The 20,791-nt window shown below is 72.0% G+C and carries 21 protein-coding genes and 2 pseudogenes; 11 read left to right on the top strand and 12 right to left on the bottom strand.

Translation table 11 applies throughout. The features are described from left to right. Positions 1-137 precede the first annotated feature (137 nt). Positions 138-1,024, top strand: a protein-coding gene (locus tag ACZ5GH_RS37840) for an IS5 family transposase (RefSeq protein WP_464336677.1) whose coding sequence is annotated in 2 segments (ribosomal slippage) — positions 138-492 and positions 492-1,024 — 888 coding nt in all. Because the reading frame shifts where the segments join, the coding sequence is not laid out codon by codon here. Between the two features lie 227 nt (positions 1,025-1,251). On the opposite strand, the pseudogene ACZ5GH_RS37835 reads toward ACZ5GH_RS37840, so the two are convergent. Beyond that, a pseudogene (locus tag ACZ5GH_RS37835) lies at positions 1,252-1,506 on the bottom strand (IS701 family transposase); the annotation flags it as partial. A 76-nt stretch (positions 1,507-1,582) separates the two neighbouring features. Here ACZ5GH_RS37835 and ACZ5GH_RS37830 point away from each other — a divergent pair. Continuing rightward, positions 1,583-2,793, top strand: a protein-coding gene (locus tag ACZ5GH_RS37830) for an IS3 family transposase (protein ID WP_464334099.1) whose coding sequence is annotated in 2 segments (ribosomal slippage) — positions 1,583-1,877 and positions 1,877-2,793 — 1,212 coding nt in all. Because the reading frame shifts where the segments join, the coding sequence is not laid out codon by codon here. A gap of 44 nt (positions 2,794-2,837) precedes the next feature. Here ACZ5GH_RS37830 and ACZ5GH_RS37825 read toward each other — a convergent pair. Continuing rightward, a pseudogene (locus tag ACZ5GH_RS37825) lies at positions 2,838-3,728 on the bottom strand (IS701 family transposase); the annotation flags it as partial. 82 nt (positions 3,729-3,810) lie between these two features. Between ACZ5GH_RS37825 and ACZ5GH_RS37820 the strand changes: the two are divergent. Beyond that, positions 3,811-4,697 (top strand): IS5 family transposase gene (locus ACZ5GH_RS37820; protein WP_464336939.1). Its coding sequence is split into 2 segments (ribosomal slippage): positions 3,811-4,165 and positions 4,165-4,697, totalling 888 coding nucleotides; the frame shifts between segments, so codons are not numbered across the junction. Between the two features lie 60 nt (positions 4,698-4,757). Further along, positions 4,758-5,231: an isochorismatase family protein gene (locus tag ACZ5GH_RS37815; RefSeq protein ID WP_464336676.1), complete on the top strand. Its 474-nt coding sequence runs from the start codon at positions 4,758-4,760 to the stop codon at positions 5,229-5,231. Positions 5,232-5,538: 307 nt separating this feature from the next. Here the strand turns inward: ACZ5GH_RS37815 and ACZ5GH_RS37810 are convergent, their stop codons facing one another. Then, complete coding sequence (locus tag ACZ5GH_RS37810; RefSeq protein ID WP_464336675.1) at positions 5,539-6,606, bottom strand: DEAD/DEAH box helicase; 1,068 nt, start codon at positions 6,604-6,606, stop codon at positions 5,539-5,541. 267 nt (positions 6,607-6,873) lie between these two features. Between ACZ5GH_RS37810 and ACZ5GH_RS37805 the strand changes: the two genes are divergently transcribed. Then, on the top strand, positions 6,874-7,323 hold the full coding sequence (locus ACZ5GH_RS37805; RefSeq protein WP_464336674.1) for an iron chaperone: 450 nt from the start codon (positions 6,874-6,876) through the stop codon (positions 7,321-7,323). Positions 7,324-7,405: 82 nt separating this feature from the next. Here the strand turns inward: ACZ5GH_RS37805 and ACZ5GH_RS37800 are convergent, their stop codons facing one another. Continuing rightward, positions 7,406-10,237 (bottom strand): ATP-binding protein, encoded by a 2,832-nt coding sequence (locus ACZ5GH_RS37800; protein ID WP_464336673.1) that lies wholly within the window; start codon positions 10,235-10,237, stop codon positions 7,406-7,408. 147 nt (positions 10,238-10,384) lie between these two features. Between ACZ5GH_RS37800 and ACZ5GH_RS37795 the strand changes: the two genes are divergently transcribed. From ACZ5GH_RS37795 to ACZ5GH_RS37775, 5 genes are all read left to right on the top strand, one after another. Continuing rightward, positions 10,385-10,768 (top strand): VOC family protein, encoded by a 384-nt coding sequence (locus ACZ5GH_RS37795; RefSeq protein WP_464336672.1) that lies wholly within the window; start codon positions 10,385-10,387, stop codon positions 10,766-10,768. 48 nt (positions 10,769-10,816) lie between these two features. Further along, positions 10,817-11,191, top strand: a complete 375-nt coding sequence (locus ACZ5GH_RS37790; protein WP_464336671.1) for a pyridoxamine 5'-phosphate oxidase family protein — start codon at positions 10,817-10,819, stop codon at positions 11,189-11,191. 441 nt (positions 11,192-11,632) lie between these two features. Then, positions 11,633-12,412: an SDR family NAD(P)-dependent oxidoreductase gene (locus tag ACZ5GH_RS37785; protein ID WP_464336670.1), complete on the top strand. Its 780-nt coding sequence runs from the start codon at positions 11,633-11,635 to the stop codon at positions 12,410-12,412. Positions 12,413-12,509: 97 nt separating this feature from the next. Beyond that, on the top strand, positions 12,510-12,809 hold the full coding sequence (locus ACZ5GH_RS37780; protein WP_464336669.1) for a hypothetical protein: 300 nt from the start codon (positions 12,510-12,512) through the stop codon (positions 12,807-12,809). A gap of 683 nt (positions 12,810-13,492) precedes the next feature. Further along, positions 13,493-13,684, top strand: a complete 192-nt coding sequence (locus ACZ5GH_RS37775) for a hypothetical protein (RefSeq protein ID WP_464336668.1) — start codon at positions 13,493-13,495, stop codon at positions 13,682-13,684. Between the two features lie 44 nt (positions 13,685-13,728). Here the strand turns inward: ACZ5GH_RS37775 and ACZ5GH_RS37770 are convergent, their stop codons facing one another. The 4 genes from ACZ5GH_RS37770 to ACZ5GH_RS37755 form a co-directional block, all read right to left on the bottom strand. Beyond that, positions 13,729-14,262: a helix-turn-helix domain-containing protein gene (locus ACZ5GH_RS37770; RefSeq protein ID WP_464336667.1), complete on the bottom strand. Its 534-nt coding sequence runs from the start codon at positions 14,260-14,262 to the stop codon at positions 13,729-13,731. Positions 14,263-14,367: 105 nt separating this feature from the next. Next, complete coding sequence (locus ACZ5GH_RS37765; protein ID WP_464336666.1) at positions 14,368-15,024, bottom strand: class I SAM-dependent methyltransferase; 657 nt, start codon at positions 15,022-15,024, stop codon at positions 14,368-14,370. A gap of 144 nt (positions 15,025-15,168) precedes the next feature. Beyond that, on the bottom strand, positions 15,169-15,621 hold the full coding sequence (locus ACZ5GH_RS37760) for a glycine-rich domain-containing protein (RefSeq protein WP_464336938.1): 453 nt from the start codon (positions 15,619-15,621) through the stop codon (positions 15,169-15,171). A gap of 1,126 nt (positions 15,622-16,747) precedes the next feature. Continuing rightward, entirely contained in the window at positions 16,748-17,575 is an 828-nt protein-coding gene (locus tag ACZ5GH_RS37755) for a PhzF family phenazine biosynthesis protein (RefSeq protein WP_464336665.1), read from the bottom strand. 579 nt (positions 17,576-18,154) lie between these two features. On the opposite strand from ACZ5GH_RS37755, the gene ACZ5GH_RS37750 reads away from it, so the two are divergent. Beyond that, positions 18,155-18,478 carry a hypothetical protein gene (locus ACZ5GH_RS37750; RefSeq protein ID WP_464336664.1) on the top strand — a complete coding sequence of 108 codons (324 nt, stop codon included), beginning with the start codon at positions 18,155-18,157 and terminating at the stop codon, positions 18,476-18,478. A 27-nt stretch (positions 18,479-18,505) separates the two neighbouring features. Here ACZ5GH_RS37750 and ACZ5GH_RS37745 read toward each other — a convergent pair whose 3' ends face one another. From ACZ5GH_RS37745 to ACZ5GH_RS37730, 4 genes are read right to left on the bottom strand one after another with little or no spacing between them, the layout of a single operon-like run. Further along, a complete protein-coding gene (locus tag ACZ5GH_RS37745; protein WP_464336663.1) occupies positions 18,506-18,634 on the bottom strand; it encodes a hypothetical protein in 129 nt (42 codons plus the stop codon). 13 nt (positions 18,635-18,647) lie between these two features. Beyond that, the gene (locus tag ACZ5GH_RS37740; protein WP_464336662.1) at positions 18,648-18,923 is read right to left on the bottom strand and encodes a hypothetical protein; all 276 of its coding nucleotides are present in this window, start codon (positions 18,921-18,923) and stop codon (positions 18,648-18,650) included. 52 nt (positions 18,924-18,975) lie between these two features. Then, a complete protein-coding gene (locus ACZ5GH_RS37735) occupies positions 18,976-20,142 on the bottom strand; it encodes a serine hydrolase domain-containing protein (RefSeq protein ID WP_464336661.1) in 1,167 nt (388 codons plus the stop codon). Between the two features lie 2 nt (positions 20,143-20,144). Then, positions 20,145-20,726 (bottom strand): NADPH-dependent FMN reductase, encoded by a 582-nt coding sequence (locus ACZ5GH_RS37730; RefSeq protein ID WP_387760663.1) that lies wholly within the window; start codon positions 20,724-20,726, stop codon positions 20,145-20,147. Positions 20,727-20,791 lie beyond the last annotated feature (65 nt).

The following is a 20,791-nucleotide window of genomic DNA, read 5'->3' as shown; positions in this document are numbered from 1 at the left end:
GACGGCGGCCGGACGGGGACGACGAGCGGCGGCGCTTTCGGCCTCCGGGCCGCAGCCGGACGGCAGCCGACGGGACACGCGGCGGGCAGAACGGGCAGGTGGCGGCGTCTAGGCCGTGTCTCATAATTGATCTTGTGGTGGGTCGTGGAGAGATAACGGATGCGGCGTGGGCTCGGATTGAGCCGTTGTTGCCGCAGCGGGACGGGGCCGGGCGTCCTTGGCGGGATCACCGGCAGGTGGTGAACGGGGTGCTGTGGCGGCTGCGCACAGGTGCCCCGTGGCGCGATCTGCCCGAGCGGTACGGTCCGTGGCAGACCGTCTACCGGCGCTTCGCCCAGTGGGAGAAGGACGGAACCTGGGCCACACTCCTGCGTGAGATCCAGGTCCGCAACGACGCGGTGGGGACCGTGGAGTGGACGGTCTCGATCGACTCCACGGTCGCCAGAGCCCACCAGCACGCGGCCGGCGCCCGCAAAAAGGGGGCCAGTCCGAGGACGAATCGGATGATCCGGCAGCAGTTGCGTGCCGCGAGGCGCTTGGCCGGTCCCGGGGCGGACTGACGACCAAGATCCACCTGGCGGTCGACGGTCGGGGCCTGCCGCTGTCGATCGTGCTGAGCACGGGCAACACGGCCGACTGCACGATGCTGCCCGCCGTCCTCGACGCCATCCGCGTCCCACGTCTCGGGAGTGGGCGGCCAAGGACCAGGCCCGACCGGGTCGTGGCCGACAAGGCGTACTCCTCCCGGAAGATCCGCCGGCTGCTGCGGCGCCGGCGGATCAAGGCGACCATCCCCGAACGCCGGGACCAGATCGCCGGCCGCGCCCGCCGCGCAAGCCGCGGCGGGCGCCCACCTGCCTTCGACAAGGCCGCCTACAAGGGGCGGAACGTCGTTGAGCGCTGCTTCGCCAAGCTGAAGCAATTCCGGGCAGTGGCAACCAGGTTCGACAAACTGGCCAACCGCTACCGGGCCGGCGTCGTCCTCGCCTCGCTGATCCTGTGGCTGCGAGCCGAGGAGCAATGACCCCCGCCAAGATCAATTACGAGACACGCCCTAGTACTGCAACGGTTGTTATTGTGACGACGCTTCAGTCCCTGGGTTATGGCCTCGTCGTTTGTAGTGGCTGGTGCGGGCCTGGTGTTGGCGTCGGCGGCGCCAATGGGACCAGTGCAGGACGTGGGCGATGCTGCGGCGGACGGGCCGGGTGAGGCCGGTGATCAACCGGCGGATCTCGGGGACGGTGAGCGGTATCAGGTCTGGCGTTCGAGCGGGTCCGGCCCCTTTTCGAGTTGCTGGGCGCGCAGGACAGTGAGGTAGGCGTGGGCGGCCATCGCGAGGGTGATGTGCCGGTGCCATCCCTGGTAGCGGCGGACCTGGTAGTCGTCCAGGCCGCACTGGCCCTTGGCGGTCTGAAAGCACTCCTCGATCGCCCAGCGGGCACCCGCGACGGCGATCAGCTCGTTCAGGGTGGCCCCGGCGGGCGCGTAGGCGATGTAGTAGGAGATCGGGCCCTGACCCCGGATGTTGGACACCAGAGACACTTGGATCTTGATGGTCCGGGTGGACAGGAGTCCTGCACAGATGGTGATGAAGCACTACCCGCCGCAGTTCAAGGTGGACGCGGTCGCGTTGTACCGGTCCCGGCCGGGGGCGACGATCAAGTCGGTCGCCGAGGACCTCGGGGTGAACACCGAGACCCTGCGCAACTGGATTCGGACCGCCGACGGACGCCGTCCCGCCTCGCACTCGGCGGCCGGGGCTCTCGCGGCGGTTCCGGCCGCTGACGCGGTGCAGGCCGAGCTGGCGGCCGCGCGCAAGAGGATCCGCGAGCTGGAGGAGGAGCGCGACATCCTGCGCAAGGCCGCCCGGTATTTCGCAGGGGAGACGCGCTGGTGAACCGCTGCCAGTTCGTTGCCGACCACCAGCGCCGCTACGGCGTCAAGCGGTTGTGCCAGGTCCTGGGCATCGCCCGGTCCAGCTTCTACTACTGGCAGACCACCGCCCCCGACCGCGCCGCCCGGCAGGCCGCGGACGCCGAGGTCACCGCGCGGATACGCGCGGTCCACGCCGCCTCGGACGGCACCTACGGCGTCCCGCGCGTCACGGCCGAGCTCCGCGACCAGGGCGACGTCGTGAACCACAAGAAGGTCGCCCGGCTGATGAACGCCGCCCAGATCGCCGGGCTGCGGCTGCGGCGCAAGCACCGCACCACCATCGCGGACCCCGCCGCGGCGAAGGCCCCGGACCTGGTCGGCCGCGACTTCACCGCCGAGCAGCCCAACCGGAAGTACGTCGGCGACATCACGTATCTGCCGGTCGGCGGCGGCAAGTTCTGCTATCTCGCGACCGTGATCGACCTGTGCTCGCGCCGGCTGGCCGGCTGGGCAATCGCCGACCACATGCGCGCCGAGCTGGTCATCGACGCCCTGGCCGCGGCCGAGCGGACCCGCGGCAGCCTGCACGGGGCGGTGATGCACACCGATCACGGCTCCCAGTACAGCAGCAGGGTCTTCGCCGAGGCCTGCCGCCGGGCCGGCGTCCGGCAGTCGATGAGCGCGGTCGGGTCCAGCGCTGACAACGCGCTCGCGGAGAGCTTCAACGCGACGGCGAAACGCGAGACCCTCCAAGGCCGAAAGAGCTGGTCAAGCGAGCGCGAGGCCCGCCTGGAGCTCTTCCGCTGGCTCCACCGCTACAACACAGTCCGCCGCCACAGCAGCCTCGGATACCGCAGCCCGATCGCCTACGAGACCGCCCTCAGCACAACATCAACTACACTCGCCCAAGCCGCATAACCCCGTGTCCAACATCCGGGGTCAGGGCCCATCTTCGTCGAGTCGGTGATACTGCGGCGGGCCAGGACCCAGTGCTTGCGGTCCGGGCGATGCCATGGGCGGACCTCGACGCGGGCCCAGTCGTAGATCCGCAGGCCGTGGGCGCCCTCCCCGCAGGAGCGGCGCTTCCACTTCTGCCGGGGCAGGTCGGCGATCAGGTCGTGGAGCGGGTGGTCCAGGGCCCGCCGGGTGACAACGGTGTCGTGTCGGGTGGTGGCCACGACGTGTAAGACGTCGGCTTGTTCGAGCTCGGTGCGCCAGCCCTTGCTGTAGCCGTAGCCCGCGTCCGCGGTCACCCAGCGGAACGGGATCCCATCGTCGATCGCGCGGCGGACCATCCGCCGGGCGAGCTGGACCTTCGTCGCGAACTCGACCTCGTCGCCGATCCCCGCCGCCCGGCACCGCACACGGTCGTCGGTCCAGGACTTCGGCAGGTAGAGGGCTCGGTCGATCAGGGTCCGGCCCCGCTCACCCGAGTAGGCGAGGAAGACGCCGACCTGGCAATTCTCGGTGCGGCCGGCGGTACCGGAGTACTGCCGCTGCACACCTGCCGACCGCACGCCCTTCTTCAGGAACCCAGTGTCGTCCACGATCAGCACGCCGTCCGGATCGGCCAGGTGCTCGACGACGTACTCGCGCACATCGTCGAGCACCCCGTCCGCGTCCCAGTCGATCCGGTTCAGCAGCCGCTGGATCCGGTCCGGGCCTTCGTGGCCGGCTTCCTCGGCCACCGTCCAGCCGTTCTTGCGCTCCAACGGCGCCAGCAGTCCCCGCATGTAGGCCAACGCCGACTCCCGCGGCTCGCTCCGCGCGAACCGAGGCGCAAACCGCTCATGCAACCCGGCCAGCCCGGCCGACCACCAACGAGCATCCACCTCGGATATGTCCCCACCCATGAACAGTCCAACGAGCGAACCAAACAACCGTCACGGCAAGCACCGTTGCAGTACTAGGCCGTGTCTCATAATTGATCTTGTGGTGGGTCGAGGAGAGATAACGGATGCCGCGTGGGCTCGGATAGAGCCGTTGTTGCCGCAGCGGGACGGGGCCGGGCGTCCATGGCGGGATCATCGCCAGGTGGTCAACGGGGTGCTGTGGCGGCTGCGGACGGGAGCCCCCTGGCGTGATCTGCCCGAGCGGTACGGTCCGTGGCAGACCGTCTACCGGCGCTTCGCCCAGTGGGAGAAGGACGGCACCTGGGCCGCGCTTCTGCGTGAGGTCCAGGTCCGCAACGACGCGGTGGGGTCCGTGGAGTGGACGGTCTCGATCGACTCCACGGTCGCGCGGGCCCACCAGCACGCGGCCGGGGCCCGCAAAAAGGGGATCAGCCCGAGGACGAATCGGATGATCCGGCAGCAGTTGCGCGCCGCGAGGCGCTCGGCCGGTCCCGGGGCGGGCTGACCACCAAGATCCACCTGGCGGTCGACGGCCGGGGCCTGCCGCTGTCGATCGTGCTGAGCACGGGCAACACGGCCGACTGCACGATGCTGCCCGCCGTCCTCGACGCGATCCGTGTTCCGCGCACAGGGGCCGGGCGGCCGAGGACCAGACCCGACCGGGTCGTGGCCGACAGGGCGTACTCCTCCCGGACGATCCGCCGGCTGCTGCGGCGCCGGCGGATCAGGGCGACCATCCCCGAACGCCGGGACCAGATCGCCGGCCGCGCCCGCCGCGCAAGCCGCGGCGGGCGCCCGCCGGCCTTCGACAAGACCGCCTACAAGGGTCGCAACGTCGTTGAGCGCTGCTTCGCCAGGCTGAAGCAATTTCGGGCCGTGGCCACCAGGTTCGACAAGCTGGCCAAGCGCTACCGGGCCGGCGTCGTCCTCGCTTCGCTGATCCTGTGGCTGCGAGCCGAGGAGCAATAGCCCCCACCAAGATCAATTACGAGACACGGCCTAAGGTCGGGCAGTATGACAACCGCTCTGGTGCTGATCGATCTGATGCCGCGCATCATCGCGCTGCCCCTCGCCCCGCACACGGGTGACGAGGTGCTGAAACGATGCCGGGAGTTGGCCGAGGCCTTCCGCGCGCAGAGGAGGCCGGTGGTCCAAATCCGCGTCGACCGGCCGGACGTCGCCGAGCAGCCGCCGGGCAGCGACTTCGCGCCCGGTCTGGTGGAGCAGGGGGACGTCGTCTTGGTGAAGCGCAGCATCGGCGCGTTCGCGACCACGGACCTCGATGCCCGGCTGCGGGAACTGGGCGTCGACACGGTCGTCCTCGGCGGACTGGTCACCACCATGGGCGTGGAGTCGACCGCTAGGGCCGCGAGCGATCTCGGTTACCAGGTCGAGTTCGTCGTCGACGCCATGTCGGCCACGGCGGCGGAGGAACACGACTTCGCGGTGGCGAGGACCTTCCCGCGCTTCGGCCGGGTCACCACGACGCAGGATTACCGGTAGGCGTCCACGCCGTGGGTCCGAGGCGATGCATGGCGCGGGTCTCCGTTCTCTCGAGTGATCGTGTGCGGGTTCGCGTTGTAGCGCTGGTGGTGGCCTCGGCGGCGTGGTGCCGGTCGGGTGCCATGGTGCTCTCCCTCTGCGTGGCGGGCTCCGGGCACGGGTGTGCCGGGAGTTCGGGCCGGACAGGGTCCGGCGTCCCCGGGTGTCCGGGGATCACGCGCGGGCTCGGGAAGGCCGCGCGGCCCTGAGGGAACAGGGAAGAAGAGAGGGGGTGGGGTGGTCGCGGGGCCGTGACCACCCCACCGGATCAGTGGGCGAAGACGCGGTCCCGGTCGGGCCGGTCGGCGCCGGCCCACTCCCGGCCCGGGGCCGTACCGGCTTCGGCGCGGGTGAGGATGCGGTGCAGCGCGGCCCCCAGGGCCCGGCCCTGGTCCGTTCGCCGCGGGGTCGTGCCGTGCCGCCGCACCAGCACCAGGTCGGCGGCCTGCGGGTCCTCGCTCGTGGCGTAGCTGCGCAGGGCGTCCAGCACGCCCCGCACGCCGGCCGCGGTGGCGGCGCGCTGGTGGCGGGCGGCGGTGCGAGGGACTGGTCGGCGGTGCGCTCGATCTGGTGGTCGCGCACGCCGCACTTGGGGCCGCGGTCCCATGCCACGACGTACGGCCACGGACTCGGGTAGGAGCGGACCTGGGTGATGACGCCGAAGATGCCGGCCGGGACGGCGGCGTAGGCGCGGGTGTCCGCTTCCCAGTACTCCTTGGGTTGTGGACCGCGGCCCACGCCTTCCCTCGGCTCCTGCGGTTCGGTGGGCCTCGTCGATGACCACCAGGTCCCAGGCCGGGAGGCCGAAGTCGCGGTGAGCCTGGACGATCCGCTCCAGCGAGGCGTACGTGGCGTACACGGTGACCGGCTGGCCGTCGGGGGCGCCGTTGACCAGGTCGGCGATCCGGGCCGCCTGCGTGGTCACCTCGGCGTGGATCCGGCCGCCGGCCTCAGCGCTCTCCAGCGCCTCCTCCCGCGAGCACGCCGCCACCGCCAGGCCACGGCGACCGCCGCGCAGCGACCAGGCCTCGGCGGTCTGCTCCAGCAGCTCGATCGTCGGCACCAGCACCAGCACCCGGCCCCGGGCGGCCAGGCGCCGGGCGCAGCCGGCCGCGATGAGAGTCTTGCCGGAGCCGGTCGCCGCGACGACCGTCGCGCGGCCGCCGTCCTTCACCTCACGCACCGCGGCCCCGACGGCGTCCTTCTGGAACCCGTGCAGCGGCAGCGGGTTCACCGCGGCGGTGCCGGACGGCTGCACCGGGAGCGGCTGGGCACCGGCGCCGACCCGCGCGGGTCGGCGCCGGTGGAGCTGGCGCCCGAGGTGCTCGCCAAGCAAGCCGAGAAGCTCGTGGTGGCCTGCGAGGTAGTCGGCCGGAACGTCGGCGAGCCGGGGTCGGCAACCGCGTACGGTTCCGCCGGCAGCAGCATCTGGACATCCCCAGCGAGGCCGCGCGGGTTCAGGGCCGGCACCGACTCACTGTCAGTGGTGCTCTCCGTGGTCAGCACGGAGGCGGTCCGCACCCCCGCCGGGACAGACTGTGGCCACGGTGATCGGCCCGGCAGCAGACCGGGGCGATCATGACCAGCGACTGAAGGAGTGATCATGGCCGGCACCGCCAGCAGCACGTACGAGGGGTTCACGGCAGACGAGCGGGCCGCCATGAAGGCGCACGCTCTGGAGCAGAAGAAGGCGGCACGCCGTGGTACGGCCGCGGAGAAGGCGGCAGAAGCGGAGCGGGACGTGCTCGCGAAGATCGCCGGGATGCGGGACTCGGACCGGATCATGGCCGAGCGCGTCCATGCCGTCATCACCGCCAACGCGCCGAGCCTCGCTCCGAAGCTCTGGTACGGGATGCCCGCCTACGCGCTGGACGGCAAGGTCGTCTGCTTCTTCCAGAGCGCGGAGAAGTTCAAGGCACGCTACGCGACGCTCGGTTTCAGCGACCTGGCGAAGCTGGACGAGGGCCCGATGTGGGCGGCCGGATTCGCCCTGACCGAGGTGACGCCCGAGGTGGAGGCACGGATCGCCGAGCTCGTGAAGCGGGCGGTGTGAGGCGCGGCCGCCTCTGTCGGCATGGTGCCGCCCGGACCGCCTCCGTCGCCGGTGTCCGTGCGGTAGCCGGGCCGCGGCGCGGCTACCGCGTGGACATCGGCGCGAGACCGAGGTCGGCGAGCGCACTCGCGCCGCGGACGGCGTGCTCGCCGCCCGCGAGCATCAGGGTGCGCGCCGACTGGTAGCGGCAGCCGGCGGCGTCGAACACACCCGCAGTGGCGATCAGCCGTTCCGCGTCACCGTCGAACAGTGCCGCGGCACGCTCCACGAGGGCGGTGGCGACGGGGTTGCCGGCCACGGCGGTCCGGGCCTGTGACAGGCGGTCGGCGGCGTCGGTGGCCCGGACGAGCACGGCGGCTTCGGCGCGTAGCGCCACGTACCAGTGGAGCCAGATCCAAGTGGTCCACTGCCGCACCTGCCCGGGTTCGGGGGCCATCCGTTCCAGCGCTGCCTCGGGCCGCCCCTGGTGGAGCATCAGGATCGCGTCGAAGACCGCCCCGTACCCGTAGGTGTTCCACGGCGAGGGGTCGACCTGTTCGAGCAACGCGCTCCAGTCGCGCCGGGCTTCCTGGTCGCCGCGCAGCCCGTGAGCCGTCGCCATCGCTGCCACCGGCGGGCCGAGGACCGACCGGGCAGGGCTGCCGGCCTGCTGCCAGGCGTCGCGGAACCGGAGGCTGACGGTGCGCGCCTGCTCGATCTCGCCCGCCAGCACGTCGGCCGCCAGGAGCCAGCCCGTGGCCCGGTGGCCTACCTCGGCCAGCTGCGGATGATCCGCGAGTCGCCGCGCCCACTGGCGGGCGCCCCGAAGGTCCCCGACGCCGAGGCCGGCCTCCGTGGCCTCGGCGAGGGCCTCGATCAGCTCATGGGTGCTGGCCGGGCCCTCCGGTGCGCACGAGATCAGCTCGACCCGGCGCCGCGCCGTCGCCGCCGCCGCGAACGTGTCCCCGGCCCAGCTCAGCGCACCGGCAAGGGTGTCGAGCGCAGCGGACTCCGCGAGCGGATCACCCGCGAGGCGAGCGAGCTCGACCGCTCGTTCGGCGGACGCGATCGCCTCCTGGGCGGTTGCACCACCCGGGCCCGGGTCCGTACCCGTCGCCTCGGGCGAAGCGCCGGCCGTGGGCTGCGCGGCGCCGATCGCGTGGGTGAGTGCCCGTCCGGCCTCGGCCAGCGCGGCCGCGGCCCGGGCGCAGGGATCGTCGCCGGCCAGTTCCCGCGCCTCGGCAATGAGCTCGTCGGCTTCCTCCGGCGGGAGCTTCCGGGCGAACTTGCTGGAGAACCGGTAGGCGTTGCTGGCGGCGGTCGCCAGATCGCGGGCGGCTGCGGCGGTGTCGCCCGACTGTCGCGCGACGTCTGCGGCCTCGCGGTTCAAGCGGTGCATGTCATCGCCGTGCAGGCGGCATCCGGCCACGGCTGCGGCGTGCCGGAGCATCGATGCCCTGTCGGCCGGGGTGATCGCGAGCGCGGCGGCCTGTTCGTACCGCTGCTGGGACTCGCCGATCAGCTGACGGGTGAAGGCCAGCTCCGCCATGCCGCGGGCGAGGCGGTGGGCGTCCGCGCGTCGATCCGGTCGGTTCTGCGCCCATGCGAGGGCGGCGCGCAGCTCGTCGGCCACCTGGTCGAACCGGGCCCGCCAGTTGGCTCGTGCCGCCGCCAGATCGGTGCTCTCGGCCAGGCACCAGCGGAGGTGCCGGGCACGAGTATCGTCCAGCTCGCCGGCCTCCGTGAGGCGGTCGGCCCCGTACTGGCGCAGCGTTTCCAGCGCCCGGTAGCGGGTTCCGCCCGGGGACGGCGTCACCGCCAGCAGGCTCTGCTCGGCGAGCCGGGCCAGTCCGTCGGCGACGGTTGCCCTGTCGGGCCCGGCGACCTCTGCCGCTGCCAGGGCGGTGAACGGTGTCACGAACACCGACACCCGGCGCAGCAGTGCCCGGTCGGCCGGGTCCAGCAGGTTGTGGCTCCAGTCCAGCGCCGCCCGCACCGAGCGGTGCCGGTCCTCCGCGCGGGAGCCTCCGGTGAGCATCCGCAGCGGATGGGCCAGGGCAGCGGTGATGCCGTCAAGACCGAGCGTGGGGTACCGGGCGGCGGCCAGCTCGATCGCCAGCGCCATGCCGTCCAACCGTTCGCAGATCTCCGTGACTTGGTCGTACAGCGGAGGATCCAACGGCCAGCCCACCGATGCCGCCCGGTCCATGAACAACGCGACCGCGTCCGACCCGCCGTCGCCGCGCAGTGACAGCGGCGGAACCGGAAACACCCGCTCGAACGGCACCATCAGCCGGGACCGGCTGGTCACCAGCACCTGCACCCGAGGACAGGCGGCCAACAACCGCTCGACGAACAGCGCCGCCCCGTCCACGACGTGCTCGCAGTTGTCCAGCACCAGCAGGGCGTGTCGATCAGTCAGCGCAACAACCACGGACTCGGCCATGTCGCGGCCCAGTTGCTCGCCGAGGCCGATCGCCTCGGCGACCGCGGTCGCGATCATGCCGGGATCGCTGACCGGGACCAGGTCGACGAACCACACCCCGTCAGCGAACTCGCCGGCCACGTCCGAGGCCACTGTCAGCGCGATCCGGGTCTTGCCGACGCCGCCGGGGCCGAGCGCGGTCACCTGTCGGTGTTCCTTGAGCAGCGCGGTCAGCGCGGCCCGCTCGCCCGCCCGGCCGATGAACGAGGTCAGCCGCACCGGCAGTGCCGGCGCCGGACGCGGGAGGTCGGTGCGGATCTGTTCGGAGGCGCGCCGGGCGAGGGCCCGCCGATCGGGCACCTCCAACTTGCGCAGCAGTGAGGAGACATGGGTCTCCACCGTACGTACCGAGACGAACAGCCGTGCTCCGATCTCGGCGTTGCTCAGGTGGTCCCCGACCAGCTCCAGCACCTCAGCCTCGCGAGGCGATATGTCCGCTGCTGCTCCCATGATCGACATTCTGTCGCACGCCCTCCGTGCTCCGGCTCCGTGGGTGTCTCCGTGGTCACCACGGATGCCGGCCGGCCGTGCCGGGCGGGACGCTGTGACTGCACACGGAACGGGTCGATCGCGGCCCACGACATCAAGGGAGTGCCCATGGCCGGCCCGTCCACCTCGGGAATCAAGACGGTGCTCCACCCAGTGTCCGATCTGGGCAAGGCCAAGGCGGTGTACGCGGCTCTGCTCGGCGTCCCGCCGCGCAACGACTCGCCCTACTACGTCGGCTTCGAGGTTGGAGGCCAGCACATCGGGCTGGTGCCGGGCGGCGGGCCGCAGGCGATGACCTCGCCGGTGACCTACTGGCACGTGCCGGACATCCGGGCGACGCTGGCCGAGGCGACCGCAGCGGGCGCGACCGTGACCGAGCCCGCGCACGAGGTCGGCGGCGGTCGCCTGGTGGCGACCGTCACCGACCCCGACGGCAACGTCCTCGGCATCCTTCAGGACCAGGCGGGCCCAACCCCCCGCTCCCGCGCCTAGCGCCGTCTCGACACCGAGCACCGGCTCGCCCACGACATCGACGTCTGGGTGGCCACCGCCTCCACCGACGGCGCGCCGTACCTGGTGCCGCTGTCCTTCGACTGGGACGGCCGCGCCCTGCGGGTGGCCACCCCGGCGGACAGTCCCACCGGCAGGAACCTGGCCACCGCCGGGACCGTCCGGCTCGCACTCGGCCCGACCCGTGACGTCACCATGCTCGACGGCGCCGTCGAGGTCTTCGACATCGACGCCCTCCCGCAGGAACAGGGTGACCGCTTCGCCGAGCGCACCGGCTTCGACCCGCGCACACTCACCACGCTCTACCGCTGGTTCCACATCACCCCGTACCGCATCCAGGCCTGGCGCGAGGAGAACGAACTGGCCGACCGCGAACTCATGCGGGACGGCCGCTGGCTCGCCTGACGAACACCGGCCACCTCCAGCCGCATCCACGGCGCAGAACACCGAACAAGGCGGCCCCGGGGTGGGGCCCGGGAGCTGTAGGCAGGCCTGGCGGCCCGCGCCGTGCCGGGCATCAAGGTGTTCGGTGCCGGCATCAGACATCCGTCAAGGTGTCGGCGCCGTCTCCAAGGTTGGAGGCCGGCCTCCAAGGAGTTCTCCGAGGTCGGGCCCGGCATCAAGGAGTCCACCAATGTCCTTTGCCGTCCAACCGAGGCGGTTTGAGAGCCGACCCGGTTGCCCGTGGCGGGCGTTCTCAGCGGGTTGACCGAAGGCGTGCTGACCCCTGGGTCGGCAAGGCACGGGCCTGGGTGGGCGCGGGAGGGCCAGTACCGCACGTCACCGTGGCCGCATAGGGTGAATCGTTCCCGGATTCGACCGGGGCGTCACGAGGGAGAGTCGATCATGGGGGCGCTTGACGGTAGGACCGCATTGGTGACGGGCGGCTCGCGGGGGATCGGACGTGCGGTCGCCCTGCGGCTCGCCGCCGAGGGTGCGCTGGTCGCGGTCCACTACGGGGGCAATGAGGCAGCTGCCGCGGAGACTGTGGCGCGGATCGCCGAGGCCGGCGGCTCGGCGTTCGCGGTGCGGGCCCTGTTCGGTGAGACCGGTGCGGCGGACCGGCTGTTCGAGGGGCTCACCGTCGGGCTGGCGGATCATGGCGCGGACGGTCTGGACATTCTGGTCAACAACGCGGGTATGCACTCGGTCGGTTCGATCGAGCAACTCACCGAGGAGGAGTTCGAGCGGCTTCTGGCGGTCAACGTGAGCACTCCGATCTTCGTGATCCAGAGGGTGCTGCCATTACTGCGGGACGGCGGACGGATCGTCAACGTGGGCTCGGCGGCCACTCGGATCGCGAACCCCCTCCAGATCGGCTACACCGTGACCAAGGCGGCGCTGGCGGCCCTCGGCCCGTCGCTTGCCAACGAGTTGGGGCGACGCGGAATCACCGTGAACACGGTTGAACCCGGGGTGGTGCTGACCGACATGACCGCAGGGTGGACCGGCGTTCCCGAGGCGATGGCCGGCCTTGAGTCGATCACCGCGCTTGGACGGATCGGCGTGCCGGAGGACGTCGCAGATGTGGTGGGCTTCCTGGCGGGCCCGCAGGGCCGCTGGGTGACCGGTCAGACCATCGACGTCTCCGGTGGCACCTACCTCGGCCCGATGGCGGCCGGGTGATCCGCCCGGGGCACGGGCACCGCGTCGAGGCTCCGCAGGGCGCGCAGCACGTGGACTCGGACCTGAGGGACCGGGTTGTCCAGCAGGGCGGTGACCAGTGGTCTGTCGGCCCGGCTGCCGGTCTCGGCGAGCCCTGCGACTGCCCCGATCTGAGGACCGTGCGGTCCGCCACGCCTGCGTCTTCACCGCCGTCTCCCTGGTCGAGCACCCCCAACTGGCACCGCACCGCACCGCGCTCGCCAGCCACGCCCGGCGCCTGCTGGAGGAGAGCGACCGCCCCGACCACCGCGACGCCGCCCTCGAAGGCCTGCGCGACTGGGGGCACGACACCAACGGCCTCGAAACCGACGAGGACAGCGAACGGCGGCTACAACTCGCCACCAAGCCACCGTTCTAACGGGAGGCGGAAAACTGACCCGGGACCCCGACGCAGCCAGGGCGGGCACCAGGCCAACAGGAACGACGGAGCAGCGAGGCGGGCACGGGCACAGCCACTGCGTTCGGCGGACCCGGGACGGCGGCGGCCGAGCAGGGGCACAGCCGGCCCGGGACGACCGCCCCGGCCCGCGCACCGCCCCGGTGGCGCAGCACCGGCCAGGCACAGCGGACCACGAACAACGCGACGCTGACCACTAACTCGCTCCACCCCATCGAGGCCGGCACGGGGCCGATCCAGGTGCTCGCCCGGCTACAGTTCCGCCCCGTGACTGATGCCTCCCGTCGTACCTCTGCAGACGACGACGCGCTTGTGGAAAGACTGCGTGCTCTCGCCTGGGGCGCAGAAAGCGCGGGTGTCACCCGCGGTTGTCTGCCGGATCAGCCGTTCTCTCCGGTCACGAAGGCCGAGGTCGAACAGGTGGAGCGGGAGCTCGGGTACGAGCTGCCGCTCCTGCTCCGACGTGTCTACACCGAGGTCGGTGACGGTGGCTTCGGCCCGGAAGGCGGTCTTGCCTCGCTGACACCGCGCCGGATTCCGCAATGGCACCGGCCGGACTGGCCGCTCGCGACCTCCCCACACACTCATATCCGGAGTGGGGGCCGCCGGCGTCCTGGCTCTTCCTGAGCGGTGGCGGCTGCAGCATGCAGTGGTACGTCTCGTTGATAGCGGTCGACAACCCGGTCCTGCTCTGGGATGCCGACGGCTGGGAACCCGACTGGGGCGAGAACCCCCACGACGGGCTGCGCTACGCGGCGCCGTCACTGCGCCAATGGCTGTGGACCTGGGCAGACGGAGGCGACGTGTGGGACGAGGCGCTCAAGATCATCCTTTAGGCCCCGACCCGCACTGCCAAGATCACCATCCTGCCGGGGCCCTTTCACGCCGCGCCGGCCTGGAGCGGTCCACGTGAGGCCCGGACGGGACGGGCCGACGGCGGCACCGGGACGACAGCCGGACAGCAACGCCGGCCGGCGGGCGGGGTGGCACGGCCGGTGCCGAACAGCGCCTGCTCCACCGGATCCACTTCCTGCTGAGGAAGGCTCAGCGCAGCGGCGCGGCCGGTGCCGAGGGCGAGGGCGGTGATGCCCGCGGCTCCCACCGCGATGAACTCACGCCTTCTCACATCACCCTCCGAACTCCCCACGGCTGACGCCACCCTAGACCCGGCGGGCGGCGCGTGGAGGGATGCCGGGGCAGCCGACACGGACAGGCCGACCCTGTGCAGCGGGATCTCCAGGAACTGAGCCATCGCCCGCAGCGCCTCGGGCGGCACCGCCATCTTCCCCGCCAGGATCCGGCTGACCGCCGACGGGGAGTACCCGGCGTGCCGTCCCGCCTCGGCCAGCGTCACCTGCTTCACCGCGCGGGCGGCGCGCAGCTGTGCCGCCACCTCCTGCTCGATGCACCTCACGATCCCCTCCCCGTGCCAGGCAGTGGGAGGGGTGACGGTAGGCGGTGGCCGGTGGGCGCAGGAAGGGGGTGCCGGGCGGCGGTTGGAGTGCGCGCGGTGGCGGCCTCACGCCCCCCGGGCGGTGACGAGGAGGGTGCCGAGCGCGCCGGCCTGCGCCGCCTCCACCACCTCGGCCCTCACCTCCGCGAACCCGTGCCGCTTCAGCAGGTCGGCCCAGGCCGGCGCCGGGTACTCCCACCTCGTCACCGTCAGCTCCGTCTGCCTGCCCTCCAGCCACTTGCCGCCCATCGGGCGGGCGCCGTAGGAGCCGGCTGCCGGCTCCCGGTGGGAGAAGGCGAAGATGCCGCCGGGGGCCAGGTGTTTGGCGACGCGCGGCAGCAGCTCCTCCGGGTCCGTGAACCAGACGGCGCCCCACGTGGAGTAGATCGCGTCGAACACCCGCGGCTCGCCGTCCAGGAACTCGCACGCCTCCGCCTGCACGAACTCCAGCCCCGGCAGGTGGTGCCAGAAGGCGCGGGCCCGCTCCACCTGCACCCCGGAGAAGTCGACGGCCACCACCTGCGCTCCGGCCTGGGCCATGAACGCCGCGTTCTCCCCCTCAGCCGGGCCGAGGTCCAGCACGGTCCCTGGCGCCCCGAGCACCTCGGCCCCGGGGCCGTTGCCGGGCACGCCGGTCCAGTCGAACCGGTCTGCCAGGGGCCGCTCCCGGTTCGGCCGGTACCTGTCCCAGTACTCGGCGGCGGTCATGGGTGCGCTGCTCATCAACTGGCCTCCGGTGCCGTGGCGGTCGCAACGAGCGTCAAGGTACCGGGGGCGCCGGGCGTAGCGTGCGGGAACCGGCCGGATCCACCGCAAGGGGAAAGGCCCGGGGCGCGCGGTGCGCCCCGGGCCCCGGTCGGCGGTGTGTCAGTGGCAGCTCGCACCGGGGTGGCACGGCCCGCACTTCGCGTAGTCCGCCTCCCACAGCGGCCAGTCCACGGGGAAGCCGTTGTCGGCGATGATGTGCGCCGTGCGCTCCACCGACCCGTCGTACTTGAACGCGGTCTCCGGAATGTGCTCCAGGAACCGGCCCTCGAAGTGGCGGTGGCAGAAGTCGCGGTAGTTCGCGGTGTCGAGGATGAAGACGTGGACGGCGATGTCCACGATCCGCCCGCAGCACATCTCCAGGCCCTGGCCCCACTTCTCCATCGCGGTGACGAGGTAGGTGACGGCCGCGCTGAACAGCCGCTCCGCCATCACCTTGTCGAAGGGGTAGTCGCGCATGAGGAGCGTGACCTCCCGCTCACACACCTGCGGGTCCACGTAGGCCCGGGGGTCCCGCTGGTCGGAGGCCGGCAGCTGAACCGCCTCGCTGATCATCGTGGTCAACTCGTGCTCCTCTCGAAGGGTGTCGAGTGGTGCGCACCCCACCCGCCGGGCGGGAGGGGTTCGTTGGGTCCGTCCCGGGTGTCGGTGCCCCGGTCCGGTGGGATCAGCGTGCGGCGGCCGCCGAGGGCGGGCAAGGCGCGTCGGGGCGGTACGCACACGGCGTGCAGGGGCCGCACACGACGTGCGGGACGTGATGAGCGGACGGGCGGGGCGTAACCACCTGTCAGCGATCGTGCGCGCACGCCGGGATGCAACCGCCGCACCCTGCTGGCCCCGGTGCCTTGCCCGCCCCGGTCGGACATGGCCTCGGCCAGGCGCTCCCGCTGGCACGACCACTGGCCGATCCCCCTGCCTGGCCTCGACGAACTACGCCTCGCCACCACCACCCCAGAAGCCCCCCCCCCGCGGCGGAAGCACAACCCCGACGACCGGCTCACCGGCGGCCGGAACACCAGTGCACGACCGTGCGTAGTGGTGGTGTGTCGGGGGTTCCGGCTGGTCGTGCCGGGGAATGTGCGGGCTCCGGACCTCGGCGGCAAGCCGACGGCCCGGGTAGCCGGGGATCCCTCGGTGCTGCTGGTCTTGTCGAAGCGGGAACCGGTGGCTGCGTCGGTCTCCGTCCCGGAGGGTTCGTGGCGGGAGGACCGCGTGTTCCAGCGCAGCCCCGTCCAGCCACGAGCAGGGCGTGACCCCCTTTCTGTGGTCAACGCCGAGAGACCGGGCGAGAAGCCGACGCAACCCGGCTCGCGGTCAGGGCCGGCGCCGGGGCAACACGGACTACCGAAGCGGGCACTCACCCTGCCCCACCCACTGTCTACCCGCCTCTTCCCGACATCCATTTCGCGCATCGACCCTTGGACTGACGTCTGGCCACTTCTAGGGAGATCGCCCAGCCATGCGCGCTCACGACGAACGCCGCGCGGTAGCGGTGGTAGGGGGCCCACGACCCTGAGGAAGAGGCCGGCGGGGCCGGGCCGAAGCAAGCCTGCGAGGATCGAGGCGTCGGTGCGCAGCCGGGATGGAGACGGCGGCCTGACGGAAGCCGAACGGCGGCCGCCGGGGCCAGGGTGGACGGGCCGGAGCTCCTTCGAGAACTACGCTTCCAGTCCTTGGGGCGTCAGACGTGCAGGGCGCCGTCCAAGACCGTGACGGCGTTCCCCGTGAGGTGGACGCGGTCGTCGCGCAGAGCGGTGCGCACCAGGCCGCTGCGTGCGGACACCTGGAGGCCTGTGAGCTCCTCGCGGCCGAGTCGTGCCGACCAGTACGGGGCGAGCGTGGTGTGGGCGCTGCCGGTCACCGGGTCCTCGGGGATGCCCCTGGCCGGTGCGAAGAATCGGGAGACGAAGTCGTGGCCCAGGCCGGTCCCGGTGGCGGGGGCCGTGACGATGACGCCGCGCAGACCCTCACGGTTTGTCAGGTCGGCGACGGCGTCGAGGTTCGGCGTGAGAGCCCGGACGGTAGCCTCATCCGGGAGGACCGCGAGCAGGTCGCCGAGGCGGTCGGAGCGGAAGACGGCCTCGGGGACGGCTCCCAGGGCTTCGTCGAGCTCGTCCGGCACGGGCACTGCGGTGCCGGGGGCCGCCGGGAAGTCGAGCGTGATGGCGCCCTGGGCGTCGGCGTGGGCGACGAGAACGCCGTGGTTCCGGCTCAGGAACCGAACGGCTCCGACAAGGCCCTTCGCGGTGCGCAGCACGTGCGCGGTGGCGAGCGTGGCGTGGCCGCACAGGTCGCCCTCGACCCGCGGGGTGAACCACCGGATGGCCCAGTCGGCTTCGGCCGAAGCGGACAGCGGAAGGGCGAACGCAGTCTCGGAGTGGTTCATCTCGGTCGCGATCCGCTGCATCCACGCGGCGTCGGGCCACGGTCCGGCCGGCAGCAGGCACACGGCAGCCGGGTTACCGGAGAAGGGACGATCGGTGAAGGCGTCGACGACGTAGAGGTGCATGTCGGGGACCGTAGCGGCGCGAGGAGCAGTGCAGCCAAGGCCAATCCGGAACAGGTGGACTGACGTGCCCTCGGCGCGGAACCGGGACGAGTCACTCTTCGCTGGGAACCAGCAAAGTTCGATGAGACGGGACAGGCCGCCCCGGCACGCCCGGGGCGGCCGTCAAGGTGTCTCCAGCTCAACCACCAACCGTTTGACCTGCTGCGTTACCTTTCTGTGATCTGCCGTCCAAGGTTTCCCGTCGATACCTTGGAAGACCATCAAGGTGTCCGGCCAGGGCTCGGGGCGGGCATCAAGGTGGCTGCCCGGTGCTGGGACGACCCTCAAGGTGAGCGCCACCGCAGCCGAGGAACACGATCGGGCGGGTTCGGCCGTAGCGGCCCGCAGCGGTGCTCCGGGCCGCTACGGTGCCGGTGGGCCGACCGGTCCGCAGACGCACGAGGAGGACTGCGTGGGACGCGAGAAGTCCGGCAAGCGCCGGCGGCCGCGCCCCGGGGCGGATCACGACCACCGCGGCTGGGCCTGGAGGCCATCCCGCAGCCGGGCGGCTGGCAGGCGGACAGCCGGCTGTTCGCGGAGGTGACCGGCGCGGCCTTCGAGGGCTGCGTCTCCTGCCAGGACATGGCGCTGACGCTCCTGGTCGAGGACGCGGTGACCACCGCCCGGCTGGTGGAGCTGGCGTGCGGCGCGATCATCGAGCTCGTGGGCGACATCCCCGCTGCCCTGACCGACCTCGAAGCGCCCGGCGTCGCCAGCCCGGAGTTTCGGCGCCTGGCCCGCGTCGGCCCGGGCTCGACGACGGACGACATGTACCGGGAGTGCGAGCTGATGACGGCAGCCGAACGGCGCTCGACCGCGAACACCGCCCTCGACACCCTCGTCGGCTACACCGCGGCGCGCTGAGCCGAGTCCAGGATCTCGCCGACGGAATCAGTCTTCGGCGTCGACGCCGAGCGCGGCCTGGGCGCCCTGCAGAAGACGGACCCGGATCGTGGCGTTGGCCGCCTCGCGCACCGTGGGCACGCGGCCGCCGGCGACCATCAGGTGACCGACGAGCATGTCTCGTGAATGCTCAGGTGCCGAGGTTCTCGTGGCGAATCATCCGGCAGGTCGGCAGCGCGGTCGGCCTCGCGGTGCTGGTCGCCATCGCTGACTCCGGCGTGCACGGCCAGACCGGCGAGGCGCTGCGGTCGGCGACGACGGACGGCATCCGCACGGCGGTGTTCGTCGCGGCGGCGGCGATGGCGGTGCTGCTGGTGGTCGCCGGGCGCTTCGAGCGGATGCCGGGCGGGGAGACGGCGGCACGATCGGCGGGTACGGCGGCGGGCGAAGGACGCCGCCGGCGCACGCAGTTGAGTACGGGGGCGGGCCGCCTCAATCCGGGCGGCCCGCCCCCGTACTCAGCGCCGCAGCGCCGCGACGCTGCTCGCCACGGCCGCGACCAGCTGCCGGTTCTCGGCGGCGCCCCCGCCCCCGCCGTACGCGAACCGCCGCCGCGTGTAGCTGTACGCGATCCCACTGTCCGGGTCGGCGAGGGCCTGTGCACCGACCGCCCCGCTGTGGCCGAAGGCCCGGGTGCCCAGGCCCGGATAGCGCTTGTGCTGGGCCTCGAATCCGAGCAGGAAGTGCCCCTCCTCTCCGGTGACCAGGTCCACCCCCGGCGTATGCGGGGTGGTGAACTCCGCGAGCGTGCCGGCGGTGAGCAGCGGCGGGCGCCCGTCCACCGGTGAGATCGCGGCGGCGTAGAGCTTGGCGAGGCCGCGCGCGGTGCCGACGCTGCCGGATGACGCCGGCCCCTGTGCCCGTACGGACCGGGTGGCGCCGAAGTCCGCCAGGTCGGTGGGCGGGTCGGCGTGCAGGTTGAAGGCGATGCCGGTGAGCGAGTCCGGCGCCGGGGCCTGCGCGTCCGCCTGCGCCTGCTGCTCGGGTGGCAGCGGCTGTACGGGCAGATGGCGCGGCTCCTCGGCTTCCGGCAGTCCGAGGTAGAAGTCCAGCCCGTACGGCTCCCGCAACCGCTCGTCGTACAGCCGTTGGAGGCTCTTGCCGGTGACCCGCCGCGCCACCTCACCGATGAGCGCGCCGATGGTGAAGGCGTGGTAGCCGTACCCCTCCCCCGGTGTCCAGTACGGGCGCGCCCCCGCGAGGCATTCGGCGAGCCGCTGGTCGTCGGCGAGCTCCGCGGTGCTGAAGCCCTCCGGGACGCCGATCAGGCCGGCCCGGTGCGAGAGGAGCTCGCGGATGGTGAACCCGCCCTTGCCCTCGGCGGCGAACTCGGGCCAGTAGCGCGCGACCTGCCGGTCCAGCTCCAGCGCTCCGTCCTGCACCAGCAGCGCGGCCAGCAGATGGGCGGCGCCTTTGCCGGACGAGTACAGCGCGAGCAGCGAGTCCCCGGTCATCCCGGGCCCCGTCCAGAGATCGACGACGTCCCGCCCGTGCAGCCGCACGGACAGTTGCGCGCTCAGCCCGGGCTCACCGGCCGCGACGGCGCCGAAGGCGTCCCGTACCGCGCTGAACTCCTCGGCCGCGGCGCCGTGCACCACTGTCGTGCCTGTTGTCGTGATGGTCATCGTCAGGCCCCCGCCGGCTGCCGGTCCGCGGCCTTGGCCACCAGGGCGCCGAGCAGGTCGGACAGCAGCTCGCGGGTGACGGGGTCGGCCAGCCGGCCGGACCCGTCGAAGCGTTCGTGCGAGCGGAAGACCATGACCTCGGGCTTGACGACCAGATCCGAGTCGGTCCACACGAACACCTGCCGCAGCGCCAGCTGGGCCCGCACAGAGCCGAAGGCCGACGGGGACGCGCCAACGATTGCGAGCGGCTTGCGGTGCAGCGGCAGGCCCTCGGTGCCGGTCCAGTCGGTGCTGACCCAGTCGATGGCGTTCTTCAGCACGCCGGGTATCGAGTAGTTGAACTCGGGGGTTGCGATCAGCAGGGCATCCGCGGCGGTGATCCGCTCGCGCAGCTCGCGGACGGCGGCGGGGCGCGCGTCTGGGGTGTCCAGGTCCATGTCGTACGGGGGGATGGCGCGCAGCCCGCCGTAGATGTCGACGGCGACACCCTCGGGAGCAAGCTCGGCGGCGGCGTGCAGCAGCGCCGTGTTGTGGGAGCCGGTGCGCAGACTTCCGGAGAGGGCAAGGACGTTGAGGTGATTCACGGCAGGCTGCTCCGTCGGGTCGGTGTCACTCGAACAGAACTGGACTGTACGGCACAGTCCAGTTG

Source organism: Kitasatospora sp. Xyl93, from assembly GCF_055383135.1.
The sequence above is the reverse complement of the archived record's forward strand: the minus strand, read 5'-3'. Positions and strand labels throughout refer to the sequence as shown.

Bases quoted from the DNA above. Each gene is read 5' to 3' on its own strand.
- ACZ5GH_RS37805 (WP_464336674.1), top strand. From the start codon at position 6,874: ATGGCCGGCACCGCCAGCAGCACGTACGAGGGGTTCACGGCAGACGAG.
- ACZ5GH_RS37800 (WP_464336673.1), bottom strand. From the start codon at position 10,237: ATGGGAGCAGCAGCGGACATATCGCCTCGCGAGGCTGAGGTGCTGGAG.
- ACZ5GH_RS37795 (WP_464336672.1), top strand. From the start codon at position 10,385: ATGGCCGGCCCGTCCACCTCGGGAATCAAGACGGTGCTCCACCCAGTG.
- ACZ5GH_RS37785 (WP_464336670.1), top strand. From the start codon at position 11,633: ATGGGGGCGCTTGACGGTAGGACCGCATTGGTGACGGGCGGCTCGCGG.
- ACZ5GH_RS37775 (WP_464336668.1), top strand. From the start codon at position 13,493: ATGCAGTGGTACGTCTCGTTGATAGCGGTCGACAACCCGGTCCTGCTC.
- ACZ5GH_RS37765 (WP_464336666.1), bottom strand. From the start codon at position 15,024: ATGAGCAGCGCACCCATGACCGCCGCCGAGTACTGGGACAGGTACCGG.
- ACZ5GH_RS37760 (WP_464336938.1), bottom strand. From the start codon at position 15,621: ATGATCAGCGAGGCGGTTCAGCTGCCGGCCTCCGACCAGCGGGACCCC.
- ACZ5GH_RS37755 (WP_464336665.1), bottom strand. From the start codon at position 17,575: ATGCACCTCTACGTCGTCGACGCCTTCACCGATCGTCCCTTCTCCGGT.
- ACZ5GH_RS37745 (WP_464336663.1), bottom strand. From the start codon at position 18,634: ATGCTCGTCGGTCACCTGATGGTCGCCGGCGGCCGCGTGCCCACGGTG.
- ACZ5GH_RS37735 (WP_464336661.1), bottom strand. From the start codon at position 20,142: ATGACCATCACGACAACAGGCACGACAGTGGTGCACGGCGCCGCGGCC.